This window comes from Microbacterium sp. MPKO10 (assembly GCF_026107415.2).
GTDB lineage: Bacteria > Actinomycetota > Actinomycetes > Actinomycetales > Microbacteriaceae > Paramicrobacterium.
In genome coordinates this window covers 403195-424905 of record NZ_JAPCHX010000006.1, presented here as the reverse complement: position 1 = coordinate 424905, position 21711 = coordinate 403195, and the positions used below count along the sequence as shown (strand labels likewise).

General features: G+C 63.3%; 19 protein-coding genes. 12 read left to right on the top strand and 7 right to left on the bottom strand.

From position 1 onward, the window contains the following. Positions 1-240 precede the first annotated feature (240 nt). Entirely contained in the window at positions 241-411 is a 171-nt protein-coding gene (locus OK352_RS15610; protein ID WP_265142425.1) for a hypothetical protein, read from the top strand. Between the two features lie 191 nt (positions 412-602). After that, positions 603-884, top strand: a complete 282-nt coding sequence (locus tag OK352_RS15605; RefSeq protein ID WP_265142424.1) for a hypothetical protein — start codon at positions 603-605, stop codon at positions 882-884. A 340-nt stretch (positions 885-1224) separates the two neighbouring features. On the opposite strand, the gene OK352_RS15600 is transcribed toward OK352_RS15605, so the two are convergent. Continuing rightward, positions 1225-1953 carry a SurA N-terminal domain-containing protein gene (locus OK352_RS15600; RefSeq protein ID WP_265142423.1) on the bottom strand — a complete coding sequence of 243 codons (729 nt, stop codon included), beginning with the start codon at positions 1951-1953 and terminating at the stop codon, positions 1225-1227. Between the two features lie 244 nt (positions 1954-2197). On the opposite strand from OK352_RS15600, the gene OK352_RS15595 reads away from it, so the two are divergent. Then, a complete protein-coding gene (locus tag OK352_RS15595; protein ID WP_265142422.1) occupies positions 2198-3442 on the top strand; it encodes an anthranilate synthase component I family protein in 1245 nt (414 codons plus the stop codon). Positions 3443-3464: 22 nt separating this feature from the next. Further along, complete coding sequence (locus tag OK352_RS15590) at positions 3465-3869, top strand: YchJ family protein (RefSeq protein WP_306387808.1); 405 nt, start codon at positions 3465-3467, stop codon at positions 3867-3869. Positions 3870-3878: 9 nt separating this feature from the next. Here the strand turns inward: OK352_RS15590 and OK352_RS15585 are convergent, their stop codons facing one another. Genes OK352_RS15585 through OK352_RS15560 form a run of 6 tightly spaced genes read right to left on the bottom strand, consistent with a single transcriptional unit; the run spans position 3879 to position 9176 of the window. Beyond that, positions 3879-4955: an FUSC family protein gene (locus OK352_RS15585; protein WP_265142420.1), complete on the bottom strand. Its 1077-nt coding sequence runs from the start codon at positions 4953-4955 to the stop codon at positions 3879-3881. A 9-nt stretch (positions 4956-4964) separates the two neighbouring features. Then, a complete protein-coding gene (locus OK352_RS15580) occupies positions 4965-6074 on the bottom strand; it encodes a winged helix DNA-binding domain-containing protein (protein ID WP_265142419.1) in 1110 nt (369 codons plus the stop codon). 29 nt (positions 6075-6103) lie between these two features. Next, positions 6104-7129: an App1 family protein gene (locus OK352_RS15575; protein ID WP_265142418.1), complete on the bottom strand. Its 1026-nt coding sequence runs from the start codon at positions 7127-7129 to the stop codon at positions 6104-6106. Continuing rightward, on the bottom strand, positions 7101-7826 hold the full coding sequence (locus OK352_RS15570; protein WP_265142417.1) for a DedA family protein: 726 nt from the start codon (positions 7824-7826) through the stop codon (positions 7101-7103). The genes OK352_RS15575 and OK352_RS15570 overlap by 29 nt, the downstream gene beginning before the upstream one ends. Before the next feature lie 29 nt (positions 7827-7855). Then, positions 7856-8776 (bottom strand): M56 family metallopeptidase, encoded by a 921-nt coding sequence (locus OK352_RS15565; protein ID WP_265142416.1) that lies wholly within the window; start codon positions 8774-8776, stop codon positions 7856-7858. Positions 8777-8792: 16 nt separating this feature from the next. Further along, positions 8793-9176: a BlaI/MecI/CopY family transcriptional regulator gene (locus tag OK352_RS15560; protein ID WP_265142415.1), complete on the bottom strand. Its 384-nt coding sequence runs from the start codon at positions 9174-9176 to the stop codon at positions 8793-8795. 143 nt (positions 9177-9319) lie between these two features. On the opposite strand from OK352_RS15560, the gene OK352_RS15555 reads away from it, so the two are divergent. From OK352_RS15555 to holA, 8 genes are all read left to right on the top strand, one after another. Beyond that, the gene (locus tag OK352_RS15555) at positions 9320-10729 is read left to right on the top strand and encodes a cytochrome ubiquinol oxidase subunit I (RefSeq protein ID WP_265142414.1); all 1410 of its coding nucleotides are present in this window, start codon (positions 9320-9322) and stop codon (positions 10727-10729) included. An 8-nt stretch (positions 10730-10737) separates the two neighbouring features. Further along, positions 10738-11757 carry a cytochrome d ubiquinol oxidase subunit II gene (gene cydB / locus OK352_RS15550; protein ID WP_265142413.1) on the top strand — a complete coding sequence of 340 codons (1020 nt, stop codon included), beginning with the start codon at positions 10738-10740 and terminating at the stop codon, positions 11755-11757. Then, entirely contained in the window at positions 11744-13381 is a 1638-nt protein-coding gene (cydD, locus tag OK352_RS15545; RefSeq protein ID WP_265142412.1) for a thiol reductant ABC exporter subunit CydD, read from the top strand. Before cydB ends, cydD begins: the two co-directional genes overlap by 14 nt. Continuing rightward, positions 13378-15054 carry a thiol reductant ABC exporter subunit CydC gene (gene cydC, locus OK352_RS15540; protein WP_265142411.1) on the top strand — a complete coding sequence of 559 codons (1677 nt, stop codon included), beginning with the start codon at positions 13378-13380 and terminating at the stop codon, positions 15052-15054. The genes cydD and cydC overlap by 4 nt, the downstream gene beginning before the upstream one ends. Positions 15055-15125: 71 nt before the next feature. After that, positions 15126-17636 (top strand): leucine--tRNA ligase, encoded by a 2511-nt coding sequence (gene leuS, locus OK352_RS15535; RefSeq protein ID WP_265142410.1) that lies wholly within the window; start codon positions 15126-15128, stop codon positions 17634-17636. A gap of 103 nt (positions 17637-17739) precedes the next feature. Then, complete coding sequence (locus OK352_RS15530; protein WP_265142409.1) at positions 17740-18330, top strand: ComEA family DNA-binding protein; 591 nt, start codon at positions 17740-17742, stop codon at positions 18328-18330. A gap of 1 nt (position 18331) precedes the next feature. Beyond that, positions 18332-20623, top strand: a complete 2292-nt coding sequence (locus OK352_RS15525) for a DNA internalization-related competence protein ComEC/Rec2 (RefSeq protein ID WP_265142408.1) — start codon at positions 18332-18334, stop codon at positions 20621-20623. A 30-nt stretch (positions 20624-20653) separates the two neighbouring features. Next, the gene (holA, locus tag OK352_RS15520) at positions 20654-21679 is read left to right on the top strand and encodes a DNA polymerase III subunit delta (protein ID WP_265142407.1); all 1026 of its coding nucleotides are present in this window, start codon (positions 20654-20656) and stop codon (positions 21677-21679) included. Positions 21680-21711: the final 32 nt, after the last annotated feature.

The following is a 21711-nucleotide window of genomic DNA, read 5'->3' as shown; positions in this document are numbered from 1 at the left end:
AGCACAGGACCTGCTCCACAATCGGGAACAAGCCGCCCATCAGTCGCTTAATAAAGCTCCCCGGCAGGACACCTAGTTCTTTCCCGCACCTGCAATGCCTTTCACACCCGTACTATTGCCGAAAGGTGATGGTGAGACCGCCAGCTGTGCGCCTTGAGTCCACAACGTCGGGCGATCCAGGCCGGTACGACTTTTCGCGAGTTGAGAAGCGGTTGTGAACTCTACCGCTATCATCTTCGCATGATGCATTCCTCAACAATCTGGGTCGGATTCCTGCTCTACATCTTGGTCGCCGTGTTGGCCTGCTTCATTCTCTACTGGATTATCAGGCTGGGAGTGCGACACGGCATTCGCGATGCAAGGAAGTACACAAAACCTCCGATTCCGGGCGGGAACACAGGAGGCTTCTGAGGAACACAGATGTAGCTGACCAGTTCTTGCAATTCTCCCTGCGCTCAGGTTCCCACACATTCGACTCCCAGGCGGCTCTATTCGCGGGTGACGGCGCGTGCGATCACGATGCGAATCCTTTAATTCTGGCTGCATGCGAGCACTTGGGGACGCATCGTGGCTGCATGAGAGTGCAATGGAGATCATTCAGCGTGCTGGCAGAAGCGATAGCCGCGGTGCTGTGCGTCGGGCTCGGCGGCTGTATAAGCTCCGGCACAACGAACGATCCGATCCCCAACGGCAAGGGCCGCGAGGGCAATGACGACTCCGGCCCTGTGAGTGGCTCTGACCTTGCCACGACCGAATTCGATTCAACAAGGTGCGACGCGGCGGACACCGCCATGGACAGCTTCGCCGGCGAGCCCACCGAGGCGACCCCTGACTGTTACAAGGAGCGCCACGCGTACACAGCAGTGCTGATGACCCGCGTATGAGACTTCGCTGCACTGGGACCGCGATGATGAGGGATCCATCGTGACCCCGAGCATCCCTTCTGCTCCCAATGCACGCGCCTCGTCGCGAATACACCGCGGCGCCGAGCCTTATTTCGCGCGGATTGTGGCCTTGTCAATCTCAATGACGCGTTCGTCATTGTGATTGTTCCGGTGAGCGCCGGATCGTTAGTCTCCCTGGGCGCATGCGCCTAGGGAGGACTCGCGATCAGGGGAGCACTCGCGATTGTGCTCTACGGCAGAGGCGGCATCCGCTTGACCGAGCTTGAAAGGAGGTCACGTCGCCGTGTCACGGGCTGATCTGCAGAAAAACGCTCCGAGCTCAGAGGTTGATCGTGATCTTCGCGCCCTCGCGCAGGTCATCGACAATCGTCTTGTAGGCTTCAGACTGCTTCTGCGAGGTCGCCTGCTCAATCAGCTGCGGTTTGGCGTCCTCGAACGAAGGCAGCTCACCTTCAGCACCCGACTGCTTCTGTTGGGCGACGGCCTCGTCGTAGAGCGCCCGCAGCTCGTCTTCCGTCGGCTCGATGTCGCCAGTCTCTTCGGCAATCAACTTGTCGAGTCGCACCTGGGTCTCTAGCTGGGAATACACCTCGTCCTCGTCAAGCCCTTGCTCCTTGAGAGCCGCGAGCGCTTCATCAGCAGTCTTCATCTGATTGGCCGTGGCGAGCTCCTGCAACGCAGCGTCAAGCTCCTCCTGCGAAGCGGTGATGTCGCGAGAATCAGCTTCTTGCACGAGCAGCTCGGTATCGACCATTGCATTCACAGTCTGAGTGCGAAGCTCCTTCTGATCCACCTCTTGGCCCGTGGTCTGGGATTGTGCCTGCATCTGCTGGAACTGACCCTTGTAGAGCTCGATGAAGTCATCCTTCGCGAGCTCTTCGCCATTCACCTCAGCGACGACGTCGGGAATGCCTGACAGATCAGGCTCACCAGCCTGCTGCTCACCACTCGTGGACGTGGGGCCCGCGAGCGGGGCAGCGTCACTGCACCCGGCGATGCCGAGCAGCACGACTGCCGCTCCCAATCCTGCCAACAGCTTACGATGCATGTGAATCTCCTTGTCGTCGCACGGGCGACGCTAACAGGCTGGACTGAACGCCGCGTCCATTGGAATACACACGGTCACCGCGGTCACCCGAATGGGGAACCCTTGAGCCGGGCCGGGAGCAAAAGAGTCGTCGCCCGGCGATACGGTCTGGCGCGGGCACGCCATAGACTTGGGGAACACGCACGCCTGCCCGCGACGGCCCCTGCCCCGCGTCAATCATCATTCGGAGGTTGGTGGGAAGATCATGGCGCGACGGCTGCTTCCGGTGAGATCGCAGGATGCTGGCGACATCTACGATGTGCTGGTGGGGGATGATCCCCAAGGATTCTGGCTCACCACGCGGGACCGTGAGTTCACGGTGAGCCGCATCGGCATCGGTGATTCCATGACGACAGATTGCTTTCCCGACGATTTGGAGGCCGGCTCAGTACAGTTGCCATTCGCGGGGTGGGTCGGCTGGATCGGCTATGAGCCCGAGGAATCTGCGTGGCTGCGCGTTGAAAGGTACGTGTCTGTCGAAGAGACAACCGGGAGAATCTGGGCCCACGCGCCCATCGATGAGCTCGACGAATGGGCCGGATCAGTCACGGCTGCGCTGAAAGGGCGATCGGGAGTTCGCCCACAGAGCGCGGAGATCCTGCCTTCTCGCCGAGCACGTGCGCGTCACAGCCCGCGGGAGTACCGTCAGATGATCTCATGCGCGCTGGACGCGATTCGGGCGGGAGACGCCTATCAGCTCTGTCTCACGACACGGTTCACGGTTCCTGGCCGTGTCGATCCGCGCGACGTACACGCTCAGCTGTCTCACGGAGAGGCCCGTTATGCGGCGTTGATCCGGGATGGGGAGCGAGCGCTCGTCGGCGCATCGCCCGAACAATTTCTACATCTGGCAGCATCCGGCGAGCTGACGTCAAGCCCGATCAAGGGCACCCGGCCTCGAGGAGCCGACGCAACGGCAGATCGTGCTCTCATCGATGAGCTTGCCGCAGACGCCAAGGAACGAGCCGAGAACCTGATGATCGTCGACCTGATGCGCAATGATCTCAGCCGCGTCTGCGCGACGGCAACGGTGGCTGTGGCGCGCTTGTTCGACGTCGAGACTCACACGCATGTCCATCAACTTGTCAGCCAGGTGACGGGTTTACTGGCCACCGGCGTCGACCGCGCTGACGTCGTCGCCGCGACGTTCCCGGCCGGATCGATGACGGGAGCGCCCAAGCATCGTGCGATCGAGATTCTCAGAGAACTGGAAGGCGCACCCCGGGGAGCCTATTCCGGATGCTACGGATGGCTCGGCTCCGACGGAACGATGGACCTGGCGATGACCATTCGTAGCGTTGTCATCGACGGTGACGAGGCATACGTGGGCGCTGGTGGTGGTCTCACCATCGATTCTCGCCCCGATTTCGAGATCGGCGAGGTCGTAGTGAAAGCACGGGCCCCACTTGCCGCTCTGGGGGCGCTGGTTCCGGCAGAATGGGAATTGTGAGAATACCTGTGGGGGATGGGCTGTGTATCCCGTGGTGAACGACGACGATCGGTGCCCGTGTGGCACGGGTGATGATTACGGTTCATGCTGCGGCCCGGTTCTTGCGGGTGTGTCTGACGCCCCGACAGCCGAACAACTGATGCGCTCCAGGTATACGGCATTCGCAGTGGGCGATGTGACGTATCTGTTGCGTACCTGGCACCGATCAACGCGTCCGCGGGGCCTCGCACTCGATGAGGATGCGACGTGGTGGCGGCTCCACGTTCTCTCGACAACCGGCGGCGGCCCATTCGACAGCGAGGGCACCGTGCATTTCGTCGCCCAGTACCATACTGCCGACGGGCGGGGCCGGCAGGAGGAGCGCAGTCACTTCGTTCGAGAAAACGGGCGCTGGTACTACGTCGACGACCTGCCCATCGCCTCTTAGCCGCTCAGATCAGTCGTCCCTGGAACCGAAATCGTCGATGTCGTCCAAATCGTCTTCGGTCTGAATCAACAGCTCCTCGCGGATGCGCCGCAGGTCTTCCATGAGGGATCCAATCAACACCCAGTGCGTCGACTGTGGAGGTTTGACCTGCAGCGGGGCCGTGAGAGCGGGAAACTCGCTTGTCATCGGCTCCGGATCCGGAATCGATGGGCGCATGATGAGGCGTAAGTCATGCGCTGCTCTCGTGAGCTGGTCAGCGATGGCTCGCAGCGTCGGTTCTTCATAGAGACGTTCGTCATAGTGGTCGCGGAATGCGCGGGTCATGCCGATCACGCGCGTCACCACAGGGCCGAAACGGTCAGTCACCTCACGAAGCTCACGAAGCTGATCGCGATGCGCCGACTTTCGCGGGTTCAGCGAGAGAGACTCTTCACCTTCCTCGATCGCGTCGACGGCGGCATCCTTCATGGGCCGAAGCAGACGTGCCTCGATCATGAGGCGTTCGCGGTCGCCGGAGCTCTGCGGTTCACTGAGAGCGGTAGCGAGCCTTTCGAGCGTGGCCGCAAGTTCGTTGCCCAGAAGGATGACGTTCTCGCGAACAGGGGAGACGAGAACGGGCGGAACGATCACGATATTGACGACGAAACCCAGCGCGGCGCCGAGCAAGGTCTCGATGATCCGGTCCCAGGCGTATTCGGGGGAGGAGGCACCGAGTGCGAGGACCAGCATTGCGCTGATCGCAACCTGGTTTGATGTGCCCGTGGTCATCCGCAGCGACCACGCCAAGAGAACGGCGACAAGGATGGCAAGCATCACCACCCAGGCATGCTGTCCGAGCACGACGCTGAGCAGAGTCGCGACGACGACTCCGGATATGACGCCGACACTGCGCTCGATCGCCTTGCCGAACGACTGGTTCACACTCGGCTGAACAACGAGCAGCGCAGCGATCGCCGCGAAGATCGGCAGTTCGGCCGGAAGAATGAGGCTCGCGACGATCCACGAGAGGACGGCAGCTACAGACGTCTTTACCACCTGCAGAAGCGGTGCCCGCTTCGACGCTTGAATGCGTCCCGTGAATCTCATGACTTCAGACTAATCCGGAAGCTGCACTGTCAACTGCGTGCCGGTGATGCGCGACAGCTCTCGCGCAGAAGACCGGATACCGCGAACTGTCTCCCTCGAGAACGTTGTGAACGGGTGGGTCTGGATGCTGCGCCCGGAGTTCTTCCGGGACCAGGTGCCGACCACGGATGCTGCGGAGCACACCGTCGACCGGAACATGCCGTTGTTGCCGGGAACGATCTCGGACAAAGACGCGGCAGGCACGGCAAAGGAACGGTCAGAGTAACCCAGCATGAATTCATCGAAACCCGGCAGCAGCCTGGTAGTGGGGCGACGGTGAAGCGTCGACAGCGTATTGTCCGTGGCGGCGCTCGACAGCATCCATTGTGTCCCCGTGGGAGTGGAGACGTCGAGAATTGCATCCGAAAGTGAGTGCCGTGCTCTCCGAATATGGCCCAAGGGCAGTCCGAACCAGCGTGCCGCATCGGCAGCAGATACCGGGCCGTGCCCGCTGATATACCGTGAGAGCATCCGGGGGAGAAAGCTCTCGTCGTTCACAGACGTGCCCTCGGGAACCCAACGGCGAGTGAGCACGATGCGCTGCTCGCCCTCGACGAAGGGGCCATGGCAGATGAGTCCTCGGACGCTCAGCTGATACATCAAATGCGAAATGACCTCGGTTCGTGGCTCGCCTGGATGAGCGCGTGCGATCATCGCTCTCAGTTCGGCTCGGGAGACAGGGTGCGACATGTCGAGCTCAGCCGTCACGTTGTCGATGACGGTGTCGACAATCGTGTCTGTAATGCCGAGCGCCCGGGCGCGACTGGCCATACCGCTAAGGACCCGGCCCTGGGTGAGTTGCGTGAGCGGAAGGAGATCTTCTGAGCGCACCACGTGCAAGGTGCCCCGCATCGGCCAGCCTCGCACAAGAGTTCCATCAGTGAAGCATTGCCTGACATCGTCAGTATCTGCGCCGGGAATACGAAGAGCGAGTGAGAGCAGCACCCCCGGGAGGTCTTGCCCCTGGAGCGCTCCGAGCCCATCCACGACGTCGGGTGGAGAGTCGAACCGAGGCGTCCCTAAGCCCAGCGACTGCCAGCGTGCACGCCGCACGTGAGCGGCTGTCAGTTCTCGAGTCACGAGTCAGACTCTATCGCCAGCCTGTGACATCAGTCGGAGAGGATATCGTTCAGCTCGCTCAGAAGGCCCGCGCCGTCAGGTGCGTACACCCAGGTGTGGCCGGCGTCGCGCTGCTCGTGCTTGGAGCGGCCTCCGGCGAGAACTGCTTCACCAGCGGACAGCTGTCTGATTGCCACAGCAGAGACATTGTCGGGCAGCTCGGAAGCGAAAGCGGAGTACAACTCCTCGTCGTGCTGGCCATCGTCTCCAACAAGGATCCATTTGATGTCGGGAAATTCGTTCGCGAGACGGCGCAAGCTCTCATGCTTATGCTCTCGGCCGCTGCGGAAAAACCGATCGTGCGTTGGCCCCCAATCCGTCAGCAGGAGCGCACCGGCGGGATACAGATGACGCGACAGAAACCGGGTGATCGCGGGAGCGATGTTCCATGCGCCCGTGGAGAGGTAGATGACAGGGCAGCCGCCGTTCATCCGCGACAGTCTGTCGAGGAGCACCGCCATTCCCGGGACGGGCGTGCGCGCGTGCTCGTCAAGGACGAAAGTGTTCCACGCGGCGACGAAAGGGCGCGGCAGTGCCGTCACCATGACGGTGTCATCGATGTCTGAGATCACGCCAACACGCGTGTCTGGATCGACGATGTAGACGTCACTTGTCACCGGGTCGGAGCCTTGTGCAGACATCTGGATCGTCTGCCAGCCCGGCTCCATCTCGGCGGAGATCACCGCGTCGATGACTCCTCCTCGGTCGGCAACGACTTCATGCCGCGTGCCGGCGATGTCAATGGTGACGGCGCTGGAAACCACGGGGATGCTGGTGAAGCTGCGCCATCCTCGTGTGCGACTCGTCGCTTCCTTCTCTCGGCCCCGGTGAGTGTAGAGCACCCGCCCCAGCACGCGAACCCAGGTGGTCGACCCATACCCCGTGTACGTGACTGCTGTGGGCTCTAAGCCCCGTTTGATCGCCCGTTTCGCTCGCCACGCGAGAAATGCGTCATCGAGCCGTGCCGCACGGTGAATGCGCTCGGGCTCAGGCGGACTCATCTCGGTGCGGGGCATCCGTCAATCCTGTCACGTTGTCGTCAGCATCGCGATCGCGCGAGGTGTTCGGCGGCTGCGGTTGCACCATATGCCGGCGCTCCAGGCGATGCAGAATCTTCTTGATCAGCCAGGCCAGCAACAGGAAAACAGCGATGATGCCGACGAAGACATAGCCGGCGAAGTGCAGTCGCTCGGAGAGCTCCCGGTAAGTCTCGGCGGCAGCCGAGCCGACAGTTACGTACGCACCCGTCCAGATGAGACACGCGGGCACTGTCCACGCCAGAAAGCGACGGTATCTCATCGAGCTCATCCCGACAGTGAGGGGGATGATCGAGTGAAAGACCGGCAGAAACCGCGAGAGGAAGACAGCGATGCCGCCGCGTCGCTGCAGGTAGCGTTCTGCACGCTCCCAATTGTGCTCCCCAATGCGTCGCCCTAGTCTGGAGCGCCGGATGTAGTCGCCGAAGTATCGCCCGAGGGCGAAGCCAATGCTCTCCCCGATGAGAGCGCCGACCACGACAACGCAGTACATCGCGATGAACTGAAGCGGAGTGGCAACCCCTGTGCTGGCGACGATGACGATCGAGTCTCCGGGGACGATGAGCCCGACGAGGATGCTCGTCTCAAGCATGATCGCGACTCCAGCGATGATCGTCCGCAGGACGGGATCAACGTCTTGCACCGCGCTCAAGATGCCGTCAAGGAGATCGTTCACTCTGCGAGCATAAACGAATCCGGGTGCTGTCAGGCTGCGAGAAGGAGGGCTGGGGGCACGAGAACGAGCACGACAGCACTCATGAGGACGGCAGCGACGGTGGCGGAAGGCAGCGGGGGATGTTCGGTCAGAAGCCGGGTCACGCGCGGAGCGGCGGACTCCGGCGTGGCATCGGCAACACCGACATCGGGAGAGCTTCCGCCGCCCGTGGCCACCGTGACAATGGCTGAGACGAGAGATTCAGCTGAGGACTCGGAGCGCGCGGCATCGTCAGCGAGCATTTCGACGAGGAGTCCGACAGCGTCACTGGCGCGGGTGGCGATGGGGAACCAGGGAAGGGCCTTGCGCCAGGCACGGAAGGCCAGGAGGAGAAGGTGATGCTGCTGTGTCAGATGAGCGCGCTCGTGGGCCAGCACAGCCGCGAGCTCGTCAGGGCTCAACGCTTTGACAAGCCCGTCGGTGAGGACCGTCGCTGTGCGGAATGCGCCGGGCAGGCAATAGGCTACAGGCGCCGGATACTCCATGACCCGGGCACCGGGCACCGTGCTCGCCGGAGCGCTGAGCAGCGTCACCAGATCGTGTTGACGCCGACGCTCTCGCTCAGTGCGAATGACTGTCGTCAGCACGCTGAGCATGAGATGCCCCGAGAACAGGACGGCGCAGCAGAGCGCGAAGATGTGGAGCGCACCGAGGCCCGCGGGGCTGCCGCCTGTCGCGACACTTTCCGTGAGTCGGGTGAGCCCGGCGGTGAGGGTGTCTGCAACTCCCGAGAGGCCAAACGTGATGAGAGAGCCGAGGGTGGACAGCACACCGGCGATGGCGATGGCCTGCCAGACCACCAGCGCGACGGCGGGCGCTCGCGAGGGCCATGCCGCTCGGGCAAGCAGTATCGGGGCGGGCCAGGCCAGAGCGAAAGCGAGTATGGCGAGGAGCGCAGAGGCGAGAACCATCGCACTCAGGATACGGCTACTTGGCGGGAAGCGTCGTGCTGCTCAGCAGCGCGCGAAGGGTTTCGGCTTCGGACGGGGAGACCTGGCCGATGAAGCGCGCGAGTGCAGCTTCGCGGTCCTGAGAGGCCCCGAGAACCTCGTGCATGAGCTCAGCCGTGTGGTCGGCACGCGTCGTCACTGCTTCGTACAGGTGAGGACGGTGCATGCGGTTGCGCGACACGAACCCCTTTGATTCAAGACGCGAGAGCACTGTCAGTACGGTCGTGGCCGCCAGCTGACGGCGCGTCGCACCAGCCGCCGAGGACACGAGCCGGTCCCTCAGATCACCAGCGCTGAGCGGCTCAGGTGATGTCCAGAGGACGTCCATCACTGAGCGTTCAAGATCTCCAAGAGTTGCCATACGACCAGGATACGCGGTTTTCGCCGAAGCTTCTACAGGCAGTAGAAAACAAGTTCTACACATTGTAGAAGAATGTGTTCTACACTGTGTAGAAATGCTCGGTTCTACATATTGTAGAAGTCACTAGCTTGTGGAGGTCGTCGGTGGAACAGTTCCTCGATCCGCTTGTTCTCTCGCGCTGGCAGTTCGGGCTGACGACGTTGTATCACTTTCTCTTCGTCCCTCTCACGATCGGATTGGCAACGATCGTCGCCATCTTCCAGACCGTGTGGGTGAGAACGGGAAAGCTCGAGTATCTGCAGCTGACCCATTTCTACGGAAAGATCTTTCTGATCAACTTCGCCATGGGCGTTGTTACGGGAATCGTTCAAGAATTTCAATTCGGGATGAACTGGTCGGATTATTCGCGCTTTGTGGGAGACGTCTTCGGCGCGCCACTCGCTCTCGAGGCACTTCTGGCGTTCTTCCTTGAGGCGACGTTCATCGGACTCTGGATCTTCGGCTGGGACCGACTTCCGCGCGGCCTGCACTTGGCAACGATCTGGGTGACGGCTGTGGCCACGGTGGTCTCCGCCTATTTCATCATCGCTGCGAACGCCTTCATGCAGAATCCGATCGCATACACGATCAACGAGGAGAAGGGCCGCGCTGAGCTCACCAGCTTGGGTGAGCTGCTGGCGAATCCCATTGCTCTCGCAGCGTTCCCGCACACCATCTTCGCGTGCTTCATGGTCTCTGCTGGCCTCGTGATCTCCGTCGCCGCCTGGCACCTGGCACGCGGAAAGAACATCGAGACGATGCGCCCGGCACTGAAGTTCGGGCTCTGGACCATGGTGATCTCTGGAGCGGGAACCGCACTCATGGGCGATCAGTTGAGCCTGGCCATGGTGGAGGCGCAGCCGATGAAGATGGCGGCAGCCGAAGCGCTGTACACGACAGCATCCGGTGCCGACGCCTCATTCTCGATCTTCACACTCGGCACACCCGACGGCGTACACGAACTGTTCTCGGTGCGCGTGCCGTATCTGCTCGCCCTGCTCTCGACTCATTCGCTTGACGGCACAGTCGAGGGGATCAACGATATTCAGGCCGCCTATCAAGGAGTCTTTGGTCCCGGGGACTACGCACCGATCATCTGGATCACCTACTGGTCGTTCCGCTGGATGATCGGACTCGGCGTCGTGCACATTGTGGTGGCTGTCGTCGGCCTCTGGCTGACCCGCAAGGGCCGGATGCCGAAAAACCCGTGGGTCTGGAGGGCGGCCATTTGGTCATTCCCCGCCTCATTGCTGGCGATGAGTGTCGGATGGATCTTCACCGAGATGGGCAGGCAGCCGTGGCTGGTCTTCGGTCTGCTGAAGACAGAGGACGGCGTGTCTCCTGGGGTGTCCGGGTTGACCGTCCTGATTTCGCTCGTGGCGTTCACTCTCGTGTACGGATCCCTCGCCGTCGTGGAATTCCGGCTCATCCTCAAAGCAGTGCATGCCGGGCCAGAGCCCATTTCGACAGACGATGATTCGCGCGAGCCCGCTGCCCGCGTAACGGTGTACTAGGAGTAGTCATGGATCTGACAGTTGTGTGGTTCTGGGTCATCGCCGCGTTCTTCATCGGATACTTCGTCCTCGATGGCTTCGATTTCGGCGTCGGCATGTCGCTACCGTTTCTCGGGCGCGACGATACCGACAGGCGCGTGCTGATCAACACCATCGGCCCCGTGTGGGATCTCAATGAGACATGGGTCATCGTCGCCGGCGCTATGCTCTTCGCGGCTTTTCCCGAGTGGTATGCGACGCTGTTCAGTGGTTTCTACCTGCCTCTGCTCCTCATTCTCGTTGCGCTCATTCTCCGAGGAGTGTCCTTCGAGTACCGTCACCAGCGCCCCGAGAAATCGTGGAAGCGGCGCTTTGACGCGATGATCGTGTTCGGATCAGCTGTGCCCGCGCTGCTCTGGGGTGTCGCGTTCGCGAACATCGTGCACGGGGTTCCCCTGGATGAGAACCACGATTTCATCGGGAGCATCCTGGATCTGCTGAACCCCTACGCGCTTCTCGGCGGGCTCACGACGCTTCTGCTGTTCTTCACGCACGGCATCGTGTTCATCGCTCTTAAGACCGATGGCACGATCCGGGCTCGAGCACGGACGCTCGCGACCCGTTCCGGGATCATCACGGCTCTCCTGGCCGTCGCCTTCCTTGGCTGGACTGTCATCGAACACGGCACAGGAGCCGTGGTGATTCTGGCGATCGTCACCGCGGTACTGCTTGTGAGCGCCATACTGACGAATGTGCTGGGCCGCGAAGGCCTGGCATTCACCGGCATGGCAGCAACGATTGCCGGGGCCGTGCTCACGCTGTTCACCGCGCTCTTCCCCGCGGTCATGCCCGCGAGAAACGACCCGGCGAACAGCCTCACAATCGCGAACGCCTCGTCGACGCCTTACACACTCGAGGTCATGAGCTGGATCGCTCTGTTCGCTGTACCGCTCATCCTGCTGTATCAGGGGTGGACATATTGGGTGTTTCGGAAACGCGTATCACGAGACCATATTCCCGAGGACGTGGACGCTCATGCGGCCGCTTGACCCCCGCCTGCTGCGCTACGCGAGGTCGTCTCGAGGCTTCCTCGTTCTCGGCGCCGTGCTCGCACTGGCCGACACGCTCGCGATCATCGGTTTCGCCTGGGGCGTGACTGCTTCACTCACTCACATCATCGACGGGGCGTCGTGGCAGGAGCTCGCGCCGTCTCTTGGCGGCATCGCTGCCTGCGCAGCCGCCCGCGCCCTGCTGTCTTGGGGCACCGAGGCGACAGGCGCACGAGGGGCCGCGCGCGCCAAGAGCGAGCTGCGCATGACCGTTCTCACAGCACTGCCAAGACTCGGAGCCGAGTGGCTCGAGAACACACAGTCCGCACGTCTGACAACGCTGCTGGGGCACGGTCTCGACGCACTCGACGACTATTTCGCCCGCTACCTTCCCCAGCTGATCCGCACGGCGATCACGCTCCCCGCGCTCGCTCTTGTCGTCTTCGGGCAGGACCTGCTCTCGGGCATCATTCTTCTTGTCACTCTGCCGATCATCCCGATCTTCATGGTGCTCATCGGACTCGCGACGCGCACCGTTCAACGGCGTCAATGGGACGGCCTGAACCGTCTGTCGGCATCATTCCTCGATGTGGTCGGTGGGTTGTCGACGCTCAAGGTCTTCGGGCGGGAGAAGCGGCAAATCGACCGCATGAGCTCGATCACCGATGACTACCGACGCTCGACAATGGCCGTCCTGCGCATCTCGTTTCTCTCCGGCTTCGTTCTCGAGCTCATGGCCAGCCTGTCTGTGGCGCTGCTCGCCGTCTCCATCGGCTTCCGGCTCGTCGATGGCGCGATTCCGCTGACCGTCGGCCTCTTCGTGCTGCTTCTCGCGCCCGAGGTGTTTTTGCCCATCCGACAGGTGGGCACACACTTCCACGCGGCAGCCGAGGGCGTGGAGGCATCGCAGGATGCGTTCGAGATCCTCGACGCTGCGGAGGCCGCCCCCGAGCCCCAGTGTGCCTCTCTGTCAGCATCTGGAGATCTTGAACTGCGCGACGTCACCGTGGTGCGTGACGAGACAGCTGTTCTCGAACATCAGAGCTTGCGCGCTCGGTGCGGAAGCGTCCTCGCCATCACCGGCGACAGCGGAGCAGGCAAATCGACACTCCTGCGTGTGATCGCCGGGCTCACCCCGCACACGGGCAGCGTTCATGTGGGTGGTGTCGACATGACGGCCGTGAGCCCAGGGGAGCGCTCGTGGCTCTCCTGGGCGCCGCAAAACCCTGCCCTTCAGGCCGGAACTGTCCTCAGCAACGTCACACTCGGAGACCCGGCGCCCGATGTGCGGCAGGCCGAGCGGGCGCTCCAACGAGCGGCGGCTGGCGATATCAAACTGGACCGGAATCTGGGAACAGCGGGTATGGGGCTGTCCGGCGGTGAGGCACAGCGCGTCGGACTTGCTCGGTGCTATTACCGTGCACAGCGCTTCGGGGCGCACATCATCGTCCTAGACGAGCCCACGTCGGCACTCGACCGGCGCACTGAGCAGATCGTCGCGCGCGGTCTGCGCGAGCTCGCGGCTGGAGGCGCCTGCGTGATCGTCGTCAGTCACCGGCCCGCGCTCGTCGAATGGGCGGACGAGTGCATCACGATCGGCGATCGGGCGGAGGTTCTCGTATGACCAGCACAGCCGATGTGCGTGAGCGCCGTCGCATCCTCCGTCGTGCACTTCCTCGCTTCAGGCAGGTGCTGCCTGGGATGCTGTCGGGCATCGCGATGGGGCTCGCCATCGTGGCGCTGCTGGCGACCAGCGCGTGGCTCATCGTCCGAGCTGCAGAGCAGCCACCTGTGCTGTTTCTCACCATGGCTGCGGTCGGCGTACGCGCGTTCGCCCTCGCACGCGCGGTGTTCCGCTACCTCGAGCGGCTGTACAGCCACGATGCGGTTTTCCGGCAGCTCGCCTCCCTGCGCACCGACGTCCTCCGGCGCCTCATCCCTCGTGCCCCCGCAGGTCTCACAGACCGTTCTCGCGGCTCACTTCTGACCGCAGTGGTCACTGACGTCGATGAGCTGCAGAATCTGTCTCTCCGGGTCGTGCAGCCGATCGTTGTCGCTGTGACCGTCGCGGTCCTGTCTGTCGCGGGCATTGCACTGCTGAGTCCGACAGCAGCCGTCGTGTTGGCTATCACTCTCGTCCTCTGCGGCATCGGAGCCACCTGGGCGACGTCGACAGTGGCGGGAGCGTCGGAACGGTCGCTGGCTCCCAAGCGAGAAGAATTGGCGAGTGCGATCCTCGATTACGTGCAGGGATTCCCCGTTCTGGTGCACTACGGCGCCGAGGCTGCCGCGCGCGAGCGCGTCCGCATGGCGGATGCTCGTTTGACGCGAACCGCGCTGCGCCGCGCGAGCGGGTTCGGACTGAGTGCGGCCATCATCGCCCTGCTGACGGGCTTGGCCGTCGTCGGAGCGATCAGCGTCGGCTCCACGCTCGTCATGCCCGACGGCACTGGGGGCCCGGTCTTCGCCGTCATTGCGCTCACACCGCTCGCCATCTTCGAGGTGATCGGCACGATCCCTGTGGCGGTGAATCACTGGCGAGCCGTGCGCTCCAGCGCCGACCGCCTTGCGGCGACCCTGCCGGAGGAACTGCCCGTCGAGATCCCTCGCGAGGGCGGTGCCCCGACGGGTACAAGTGCTCCGACAGACACGCGTCTGACGTTGCAGGGGGTGTCGGCGCGCTGGCCCGGCGCGGAGGAAAACGCGCTGACCGACGTCGACCTCGTTGTCGAGCCTGGCGAGTCCGTTCTCATCGAGGGAAGCAGCGGCTCCGGCAAGAGCACGCTCGCGAATGTGCTCGTGCGGTTCTTGGAATACGGCGGCAGCTACCGCATCGGGGGAGTCGAGGCACGGAGCCTCGGCGATGTGCATGCCACGGTGGGGCTGTGCGAACAGCATCCATATCTCTTTGACGACAGCGTCAGGCAGAACCTGCTCTTTGCGCGCGACACAGCGACGGACGAGGAGCTTCTCGTTATTCTCGACCAGGTCGGGCTCGGCGACTGGGTCGCGGCACGCGGGGGACTCGATGCTCGGGTGGGTGAACGCGGAGCACTTGTCTCCGGTGGGCAGGCTCAGCGTCTGTCGCTCGCCCGGGCGCTTCTGCGTGACTTCCCGATCCTTGTTCTCGATGAGCCGACGGCAAATGTGGATGCTGCGCGAGCGGGCGTTCTGCTGCGCGATCTGATCACGGCAGCGACGTCAACAGGGCGAAGCATCATCGTGATCAGCCATGATGATGTTCCCGCGCCGCTGATCGACCGACGATTCAGTATGAGAGAGGGCACCCTCGTCTAGCGGTATCCTGGGATATTGGACCAGGCCACTGTGTCGGCCTGGTTGCCCAGCTGACGGAGATTGAGAGTCACGTGTCCCACGAGCAGACAGCGCACGCTACAGCCGAGAAGTACGATTTCGCCGCGATTCAGGAGAAATGGCTTCCGGTCTGGGATGCGCTGAAGCCGTTCGCGACGGATGACGCCACTGACGAGCGCCCGCGCAAGTACGTTCTCGACATGTTCTCCTACCCGTCAGGCGATCTGCACATGGGCCATGCGGAGGCATTCGGTCTCTGTGACGTGCTCGCACGGTACTGGCGTCAGCGCGGGTACAACGTTCTGCATCCCGTCGGCTGGGACTCGTTCGGGCTGCCCGCGGAGAACGCGGCGATCAAACGTGGTGCCGACCCGCGCGACTGGACCTACGGCAACATCGAACAGCAGAAGGCGAGCTTCAGGGTCTACGCGCCGTCGTTCGACTGGTCTCGCGAGATTCACACATCAGACCCCGAGTACTACCAGTGGAACCAGTGGCTGTTCCTCAAGCTGTATGAGAAAGGGCTCGCGTATCGCAAGGCGAGCCCGGTGAACTGGTGCCCGAACGATCAGACGGTGCTCGCCAACGAGCAGGTTGTCGATGGCATGTGCGAGCGCTGCGGTGCCGTCGTGACCAAGCGCAATCTGACGCAGTGGTACTTCCGAATCACCGCGTACGCTGACCGGCTCGTCGATGACCTGACACAACTCGAAGGCGCATGGCCCGCGAAGGTTCTGTCGATGCAGCGCAACTGGGTCGGCCGGTCGACCGGCGCTGACGTCGTGTTCGGTATCGAGGGCCGGGATGAACCCGTCACGGTGTACACAACGCGCCCAGACACGCTCTTCGGTGTCACCTACATGGCCGTCGCTCCCGACTCTGCTCTCGCTGCTGAGCTTGCCGCAGGCGCCACGAGTGCGGTGCAGACGGAATTTGCCGCGTACCTCGAGAAGACGAAGACGGAGAGCGACATCGACAGGCAGTCGACAGACCGCGAGAAGACCGGAGTGTTCCTCGACCGGTACGCGACTCATCCGCTCACCGGCGACAGGATCCCCATCTGGGCAGCCGATTATGTTCTGGCCGACTACGGTCACGGTGCCGTCATGGGTGTCCCCGCCCACGACCAGCGCGACCTCGACTTCGCCCGCGCGCTCGATCTGCCGGTACGCGTCGTCGTCGCCCCGGACGGGACGCTGACTGATGTCGATGACCCGGCCGAGACAGGCACAGCCCTCAGCGGTGACGGTCTTCTCGTGAACTCTGGAACGTTCGATGGGCTCTCGAAGGACGAGGCCATCGACGCTCTGACGACGGCCCTCGGCGAGGCCGGAGCGGGTGAGACGGCGACGAATTACCGGCTCCGCGACTGGTTGATCTCGCGGCAGCGCTACTGGGGTACGCCGATCCCGATCATCCACTGCGATTCCTGCGGTGAGGTGCCCGTCCCGGAGTCCCAGCTTCCGGTAAAACTGCCAGCGGCCGAAGGCCTCGACTTGCGGCCCAAGGGCACGAGTCCACTTGGCGGTGCAGACGACTGGGCCACCGTGGACTGCCCGTCGTGCGGTGGCAGCGCGCGCCGTGACTCGGACACGATGGATACGTTCGTTGACAGCTCCTGGTACTTTCTGCGCTTCCTCTCCCCGAACTCGGATGAGGTGGCGTTCGACGTGGCCGAGGCGAAGAAGTGGGCGCCGGTCGATCAGTATGTTGGCGGTGTCGAGCACGCGATCCTGCACTTGCTGTATGCGCGATTCATGACGAAGGTTCTGCACGACTACGGCTATGTCGACTTCGAAGAGCCATTCACCGCGTTGCTCAATCAGGGCATGGTGCTCATGGACGGGCAGAAGATGAGCAAGAGTGTCGGCAATCTCGTGGAGTTCGCCGATCAGATGCACAGCTACGGAGCAGACGCGCTGCGTGTGACTCTCGCGTTCGCGGGTCCGCCCGAGGACGATATCGACTGGGCGGATGTCTCGCCGACCGGCTCCACCAAATTCCTCGCGCGTGCCTGGCGCATTGCGCACGACGTCTCGAGCGGCCCGGGCATTGATGTGTCGACCGGTGACACGGCACTGCGCAAACTGGTTCATCACTTCCTCGCCGATGTTCCTGACCTCATCGAGTCGTACAAGTTCAACGTCGCGGTCGCCCGTCTGATGGAGCTTGTGAACGTCACGCGGAAGGCCATCGACAAGGGGCCGGGCGCCGCCGATGCAGCCGTGCGCGAAGCGGCGGAGACGATCGCCGTCGCGCTGAACGTCTTCGCTCCGTACACGGCGGAGGACATGTGGGAGCTGCTCGGCTACGAGCCCACGGTGGCGCACGTGGAATGGCGACAGGCTGAGCCTGCTCTTCTCGTCGAGGATGAAGTCACGGCCGTTGTGCAGGTCAATGGAAAGGTCAGGGGCCGCCTGCAGGTGTCTCCGTCGATCATGCCCGACGAGCTTGAGCGGCTCGCGCGTGGTGATGCGAACGTACAGCGCGCAATCGGTGAGGCGGAGATCACCAATGTCATCGTCCGCGCCCCCAAGATTGTGAGCATCGCCACCGCGCGATAACAGCAGAGCGGATCGCCGTCCACAGGACGGCGATCCGCGTTGTCTACCCACAACTTGACGCTCGAGCGCGCGGCACCGATTGGGATCGCCCTAACCTGGGCCCATGCACGAGCGGGCCGAACTGTCGCGACGCGCTCGACGCCCGAAACGTCTGCGTCTCGGTGCCGGAGTCGCGGTTTTGACGATGCTCGCAGGTCTGTCTGTCGCTGTGGTGATCACGCTCCTCAACGGCGATGAGCACGTCTCAACGGTGCGCACGCATCCCACGGCGTCGAGCGCGCCGGTCGCCATCTACGTCCACGTGTTGGGCGCGGTGCAGACCCCCGGCCTGTATCAACTTCACGAGGGCGCACGCGTGATGGATGCTGTCGCGGCAGCCGGCGGTATGACGGACGAGGCCGACCCCACTGCGATCAATCTCGCCCGCTTCGTCACGGACGGCGAGCAGATCCGCGTCCCTGCCGTCGGGGAAACAGAAGAGGAGGACGGCACCGATGCCCAGGGCCGCGTGAACCTCAATACAGCGACCGCAGAAGACTTGGAAACACTTCCACGAATCGGCCCGGCACTTGCGCAGCGCATCATCGCCTGGCGCGACGAGAACGGAGGCTTTCGCTCCGTCGACGATCTGCGCAACGTTTCGGGCATCGGCGAAAAGACGTTCGCGATGCTCAAAGACCTGGTGACGATCTGAGATGCGACTGCTCTTTCCCGCGGGTATGGCATGGCTGGCCGCTCTCGTCGGAATCGCGACGCAGGCGTACGTCCTCATTTGGGGAGGATGCACGGGTGTTGCCGTCGCCCTTACCGCCTGGTGCGTGATCCGGCGTCGAGGGGGCGTCCTCGCCCTCATCGCCATTGCTCTGGGAAGCGCCGCGCTTATCAGCATTTCCGCATCCGCAAACGCCGACATCCGCCGCCCAGATGCTCTTGTGACGGCAGCCGGTGAGAAGGGCGGCGCGACGACGGTCGTGGCAACGATCGGTGGTCTCGCGCACGCAACGAGCCGCGGCCCATCGCAGCTGAGAATGCGTGCGACAGCAACGGCGGTCGAGGGGCGGGCTGTTGATGTGCCGATCACGATCTTCGGTTCGATCTCGGGAGGGAAAGCGGCGATCGGGTCGACCGTCGAGATCAGCGGCCAGGTGATTCTTACTGACCTAACGGATGCCGCGTCCGCGCTGATCTTCGCCGACGACGAGATCTCGGTCACAGCAGCCCCTCCCTGGTACCTCGGCTGGGCCAACGACATGCGACGTGGTTTCGTCGAGTTGTGTGCGGATCTGCCCGGAGCAGGCGCCCGCCTTCTACCCGGCCTAGCCGTGGGGGACACGAGTGCTGTTGATGCCGAACTGGATGCTGCCATGAAGGACGCTTCCCTCAGCCACCTCACAGCCGTTTCCGGGGCCAACTGCGCCATCGTCGTCGCATTCGCCATGCTCCTGTCGGCTCGGCTCGGTGCCGGCCGAGTGATACGCGTCGCACTTGCTCTTATCATTCTCATCGGCTTCGTCGTTCTCGTCACTCCACAGTCGAGTGTCGTGCGCGCCTCGATCATGGCAGCGCTCGCACTACTGATTCACCTCTCAGGGCGGCCATCGGGCGGTATCCCGGTTCTCGCGGCGAGCGTCATCCTGATGCTCGCCCTCGACCCCTGGTATGCGTTCGACGCCGGATTCGCGCTGAGCGTGCTGGCAACAGCAGGACTTCTGCTGCTGACACGGCCCCTCGCAGCGGCACTCGGGCGCGTTCTGCCACGCGGTTTGGCGACGATGATCGCGGTACCGCTTGCTGCCCAGCTGGCCTGCCAACCTGTGCTCATCCTCCTGTCGAGCAGCATCAGCCTGTACGGGGTCGCCGCCAACATTCTCGCCGCTCCGGCCGCTCCCGTCGGCACCGTGGTCGGGCTCTGCGCCTGCGTGGTGGCACCGTTTGTTCCGTGGGTTGCGACGGCTCTCGCCTGGATTGCCTTCGTCCCGTCGTCATGGGTCGCGGGAGTCGCCACGGTCGCAGCATCGCTGCCCGGTGCTCAAGTTCCATGGATCCCTGGCGCCCTCGGTGCCCTCGTGCTTGCCGCTGTCACTGCTGTGACGATCGGGCTGTTTCTTCTCCCGCGGTGGCGTGCGCACTGGACGGGCAAAGTGGCCATCGGGCTGCTCTGCCTCGGCCTGGGAGGCACGGCGGGAATCACCGGAACCCCGGTGCTCACGCGGGCTCTACAGCGGCCGTCGGACTGGTCCGTTGCCGCGTGCGACGTGGGGCAAGGTGATGCCGTTCTGCTGCGCTCAGATGGCGGCACGATGCTCGTCGACACCGGTCTCGAGCCCGAACTCGTCTCGCGCTGCGTTGAGACGCTTGGGATCACGCGCATCAACGTCCTCGTACTCACGCATTACGACGCCGATCATGTCGGTGGCCTGAGCGGCATCGTTGAACGCGTCGACGTTGCTCTTGTCCAGGAGGTCCACGACGAGGCAGGGGAGAGGGTTACCAGCATCCTTGCCGACGCCGGAGTCCCCGCGGAGGTCGTGACGGCGGGTGTGCACAACGTGGTCGGGGGCATCGACTATTCGGTGCTCTGGCCAGCATCGCACGCGGCGACGGGAAACGCCGGAAGTATTGTGCTGGACGTCGAGCTCGATGGCATCCGAATCATGCTGCTGGGGGACCTGGGAGAGCCCGAACAGCATCAGCTGCTCTCTCGTCTGCACGCGGGCACGACAGAAGACATCGTCAAGGTCGCTCACCACGGCAGCCGTGATCAAGCCGCCGAGCTGTACGCACAGCTGCATGCGACGCTCGCGATCGTGTCGGTCGGCGCTGACAACACGTATGGGCATCCGGCCCAGCAGACGCTTGACGTTCTGAAAGAAGCCGGTGGGCACATCCTGCGCACGGACAGACGCGGAATGATCCTCATCTCGGCCCGCGATGGCTCCTTCGTGGTGTGGTCGGAGACGACAGCCGCTGACGGCGGTGCCGGATAAGCTGGACGGGTACGACGACGAAGGAGCGATGTGGCAGCACGGCGAGGTTCCACAGCGAAGAACACGGCGGCAATTCCGCAGCTGAAATGGCACGAGGTGCGGCCGGCACCCGTCGTCCTGGTCTCAGGGCCGCAGGACGTGTTCGCCGAACGCGCGACAAAGGGGCTCCGCGACTATCTCCGTGCCGAGGATCCGAGCCTTGAGGTCACCGATATCGATGCGGCCGCGTATCAGCCGGGCGAGCTTCTCACGCTTGCCAGTCCGTCGCTGTTCGCCGAGCCACGCCTGATCCGCGTGGGCGCTGTCGAGAAAAGCACCGACGCGTTCCTTGCAGAGGCGATCGAGTACATTGCTGAGCCTGCGGAGAGCGCCTATCTCGTGCTCCGACATAGTGGAGGAGTGCGGGGAAAGAAGCTTCTCGAAGCCGTGCGCGCCGCACAGGGAATCGCGATTGAGATCGTCTGCGACGATCTCAAGAAGGATGCCGAAAAGTCTGACTTTGCACGTGCCGAATTCACACGCGCAGGAAAGCGGATCAGCCCCGGAGCCCTTCGGCAGATCGTCTCGGCTTTCGCGGACGATGTGGCTGAACTGGCTGCCGCGTGCCAACAGCTGATCGCTGACTCGGCAGAGAACATCACAGAGGAGATCGTCGATCGCTATTATGGCGGCCGCGTCGAAACAACGGCATTCGCTGTCGCCGACATCGCCCTGGCCGGGCGGAAAGCAGAAGCCCTCGTCAGCCTGCGGCACGCCCTCGACTCGGGTGCCGACCCTGTGCCGATGGTCGCGGCCTTCGCCATGAAGGTACGAGCGATGGCGAAAGTGGCAAACGCGCACGGCAGTTCCGGGCAACTCGCCGGGGCGCTCGGCATGGCACCGTGGCAAGTCGACCGGGCGCGACGCGACGCCCGTGGCTGGTCCGACGCGGGCCTCGGTCAGGCTATCCTCGCGCTCGCTGAGGCAGACGCCGCTGTTAAGGGGGCCGAACGCGACCCGGTCTTTGCCGTTGAGCGGCTCATCGGCGTGATCGCGTCACGGGGCACCTCGTCGTGACCGAGGGCTGAAAGCATTCCCACGACAAATGC

What these genes read in the sequence shown, in the direction of transcription:
- OK352_RS15610 (WP_265142425.1), top strand. Translation starts at nt 241, where the DNA reads ATGATGCATTCCTCAACAATCTGGGTCGGATTCCTGCTCTACATCTTG.
- OK352_RS15600 (WP_265142423.1), bottom strand. Translation starts at nt 1,953, where the DNA reads ATGCATCGTAAGCTGTTGGCAGGATTGGGAGCGGCAGTCGTGCTGCTC.
- OK352_RS15595 (WP_265142422.1), top strand. Translation starts at nt 2,198, where the DNA reads ATGGCGCGACGGCTGCTTCCGGTGAGATCGCAGGATGCTGGCGACATC.
- OK352_RS15585 (WP_265142420.1), bottom strand. Translation starts at nt 4,955, where the DNA reads ATGAGATTCACGGGACGCATTCAAGCGTCGAAGCGGGCACCGCTTCTG.
- OK352_RS15575 (WP_265142418.1), bottom strand. Translation starts at nt 7,129, where the DNA reads ATGCCCCGCACCGAGATGAGTCCGCCTGAGCCCGAGCGCATTCACCGT.
- OK352_RS15565 (WP_265142416.1), bottom strand. Translation starts at nt 8,776, where the DNA reads ATGGTTCTCGCCTCTGCGCTCCTCGCCATACTCGCTTTCGCTCTGGCC.
- OK352_RS15560 (WP_265142415.1), bottom strand. Translation starts at nt 9,176, where the DNA reads ATGGCAACTCTTGGAGATCTTGAACGCTCAGTGATGGACGTCCTCTGG.
- cydB (WP_265142413.1), top strand. Translation starts at nt 10,738, where the DNA reads ATGGATCTGACAGTTGTGTGGTTCTGGGTCATCGCCGCGTTCTTCATC.
- cydD (WP_265142412.1), top strand. Translation starts at nt 11,744, where the DNA reads ATGCGGCCGCTTGACCCCCGCCTGCTGCGCTACGCGAGGTCGTCTCGA.
- cydC (WP_265142411.1), top strand. Translation starts at nt 13,378, where the DNA reads ATGACCAGCACAGCCGATGTGCGTGAGCGCCGTCGCATCCTCCGTCGT.
- OK352_RS15530 (WP_265142409.1), top strand. Translation starts at nt 17,740, where the DNA reads ATGCACGAGCGGGCCGAACTGTCGCGACGCGCTCGACGCCCGAAACGT.
- OK352_RS15525 (WP_265142408.1), top strand. Translation starts at nt 18,332, where the DNA reads ATGCGACTGCTCTTTCCCGCGGGTATGGCATGGCTGGCCGCTCTCGTC.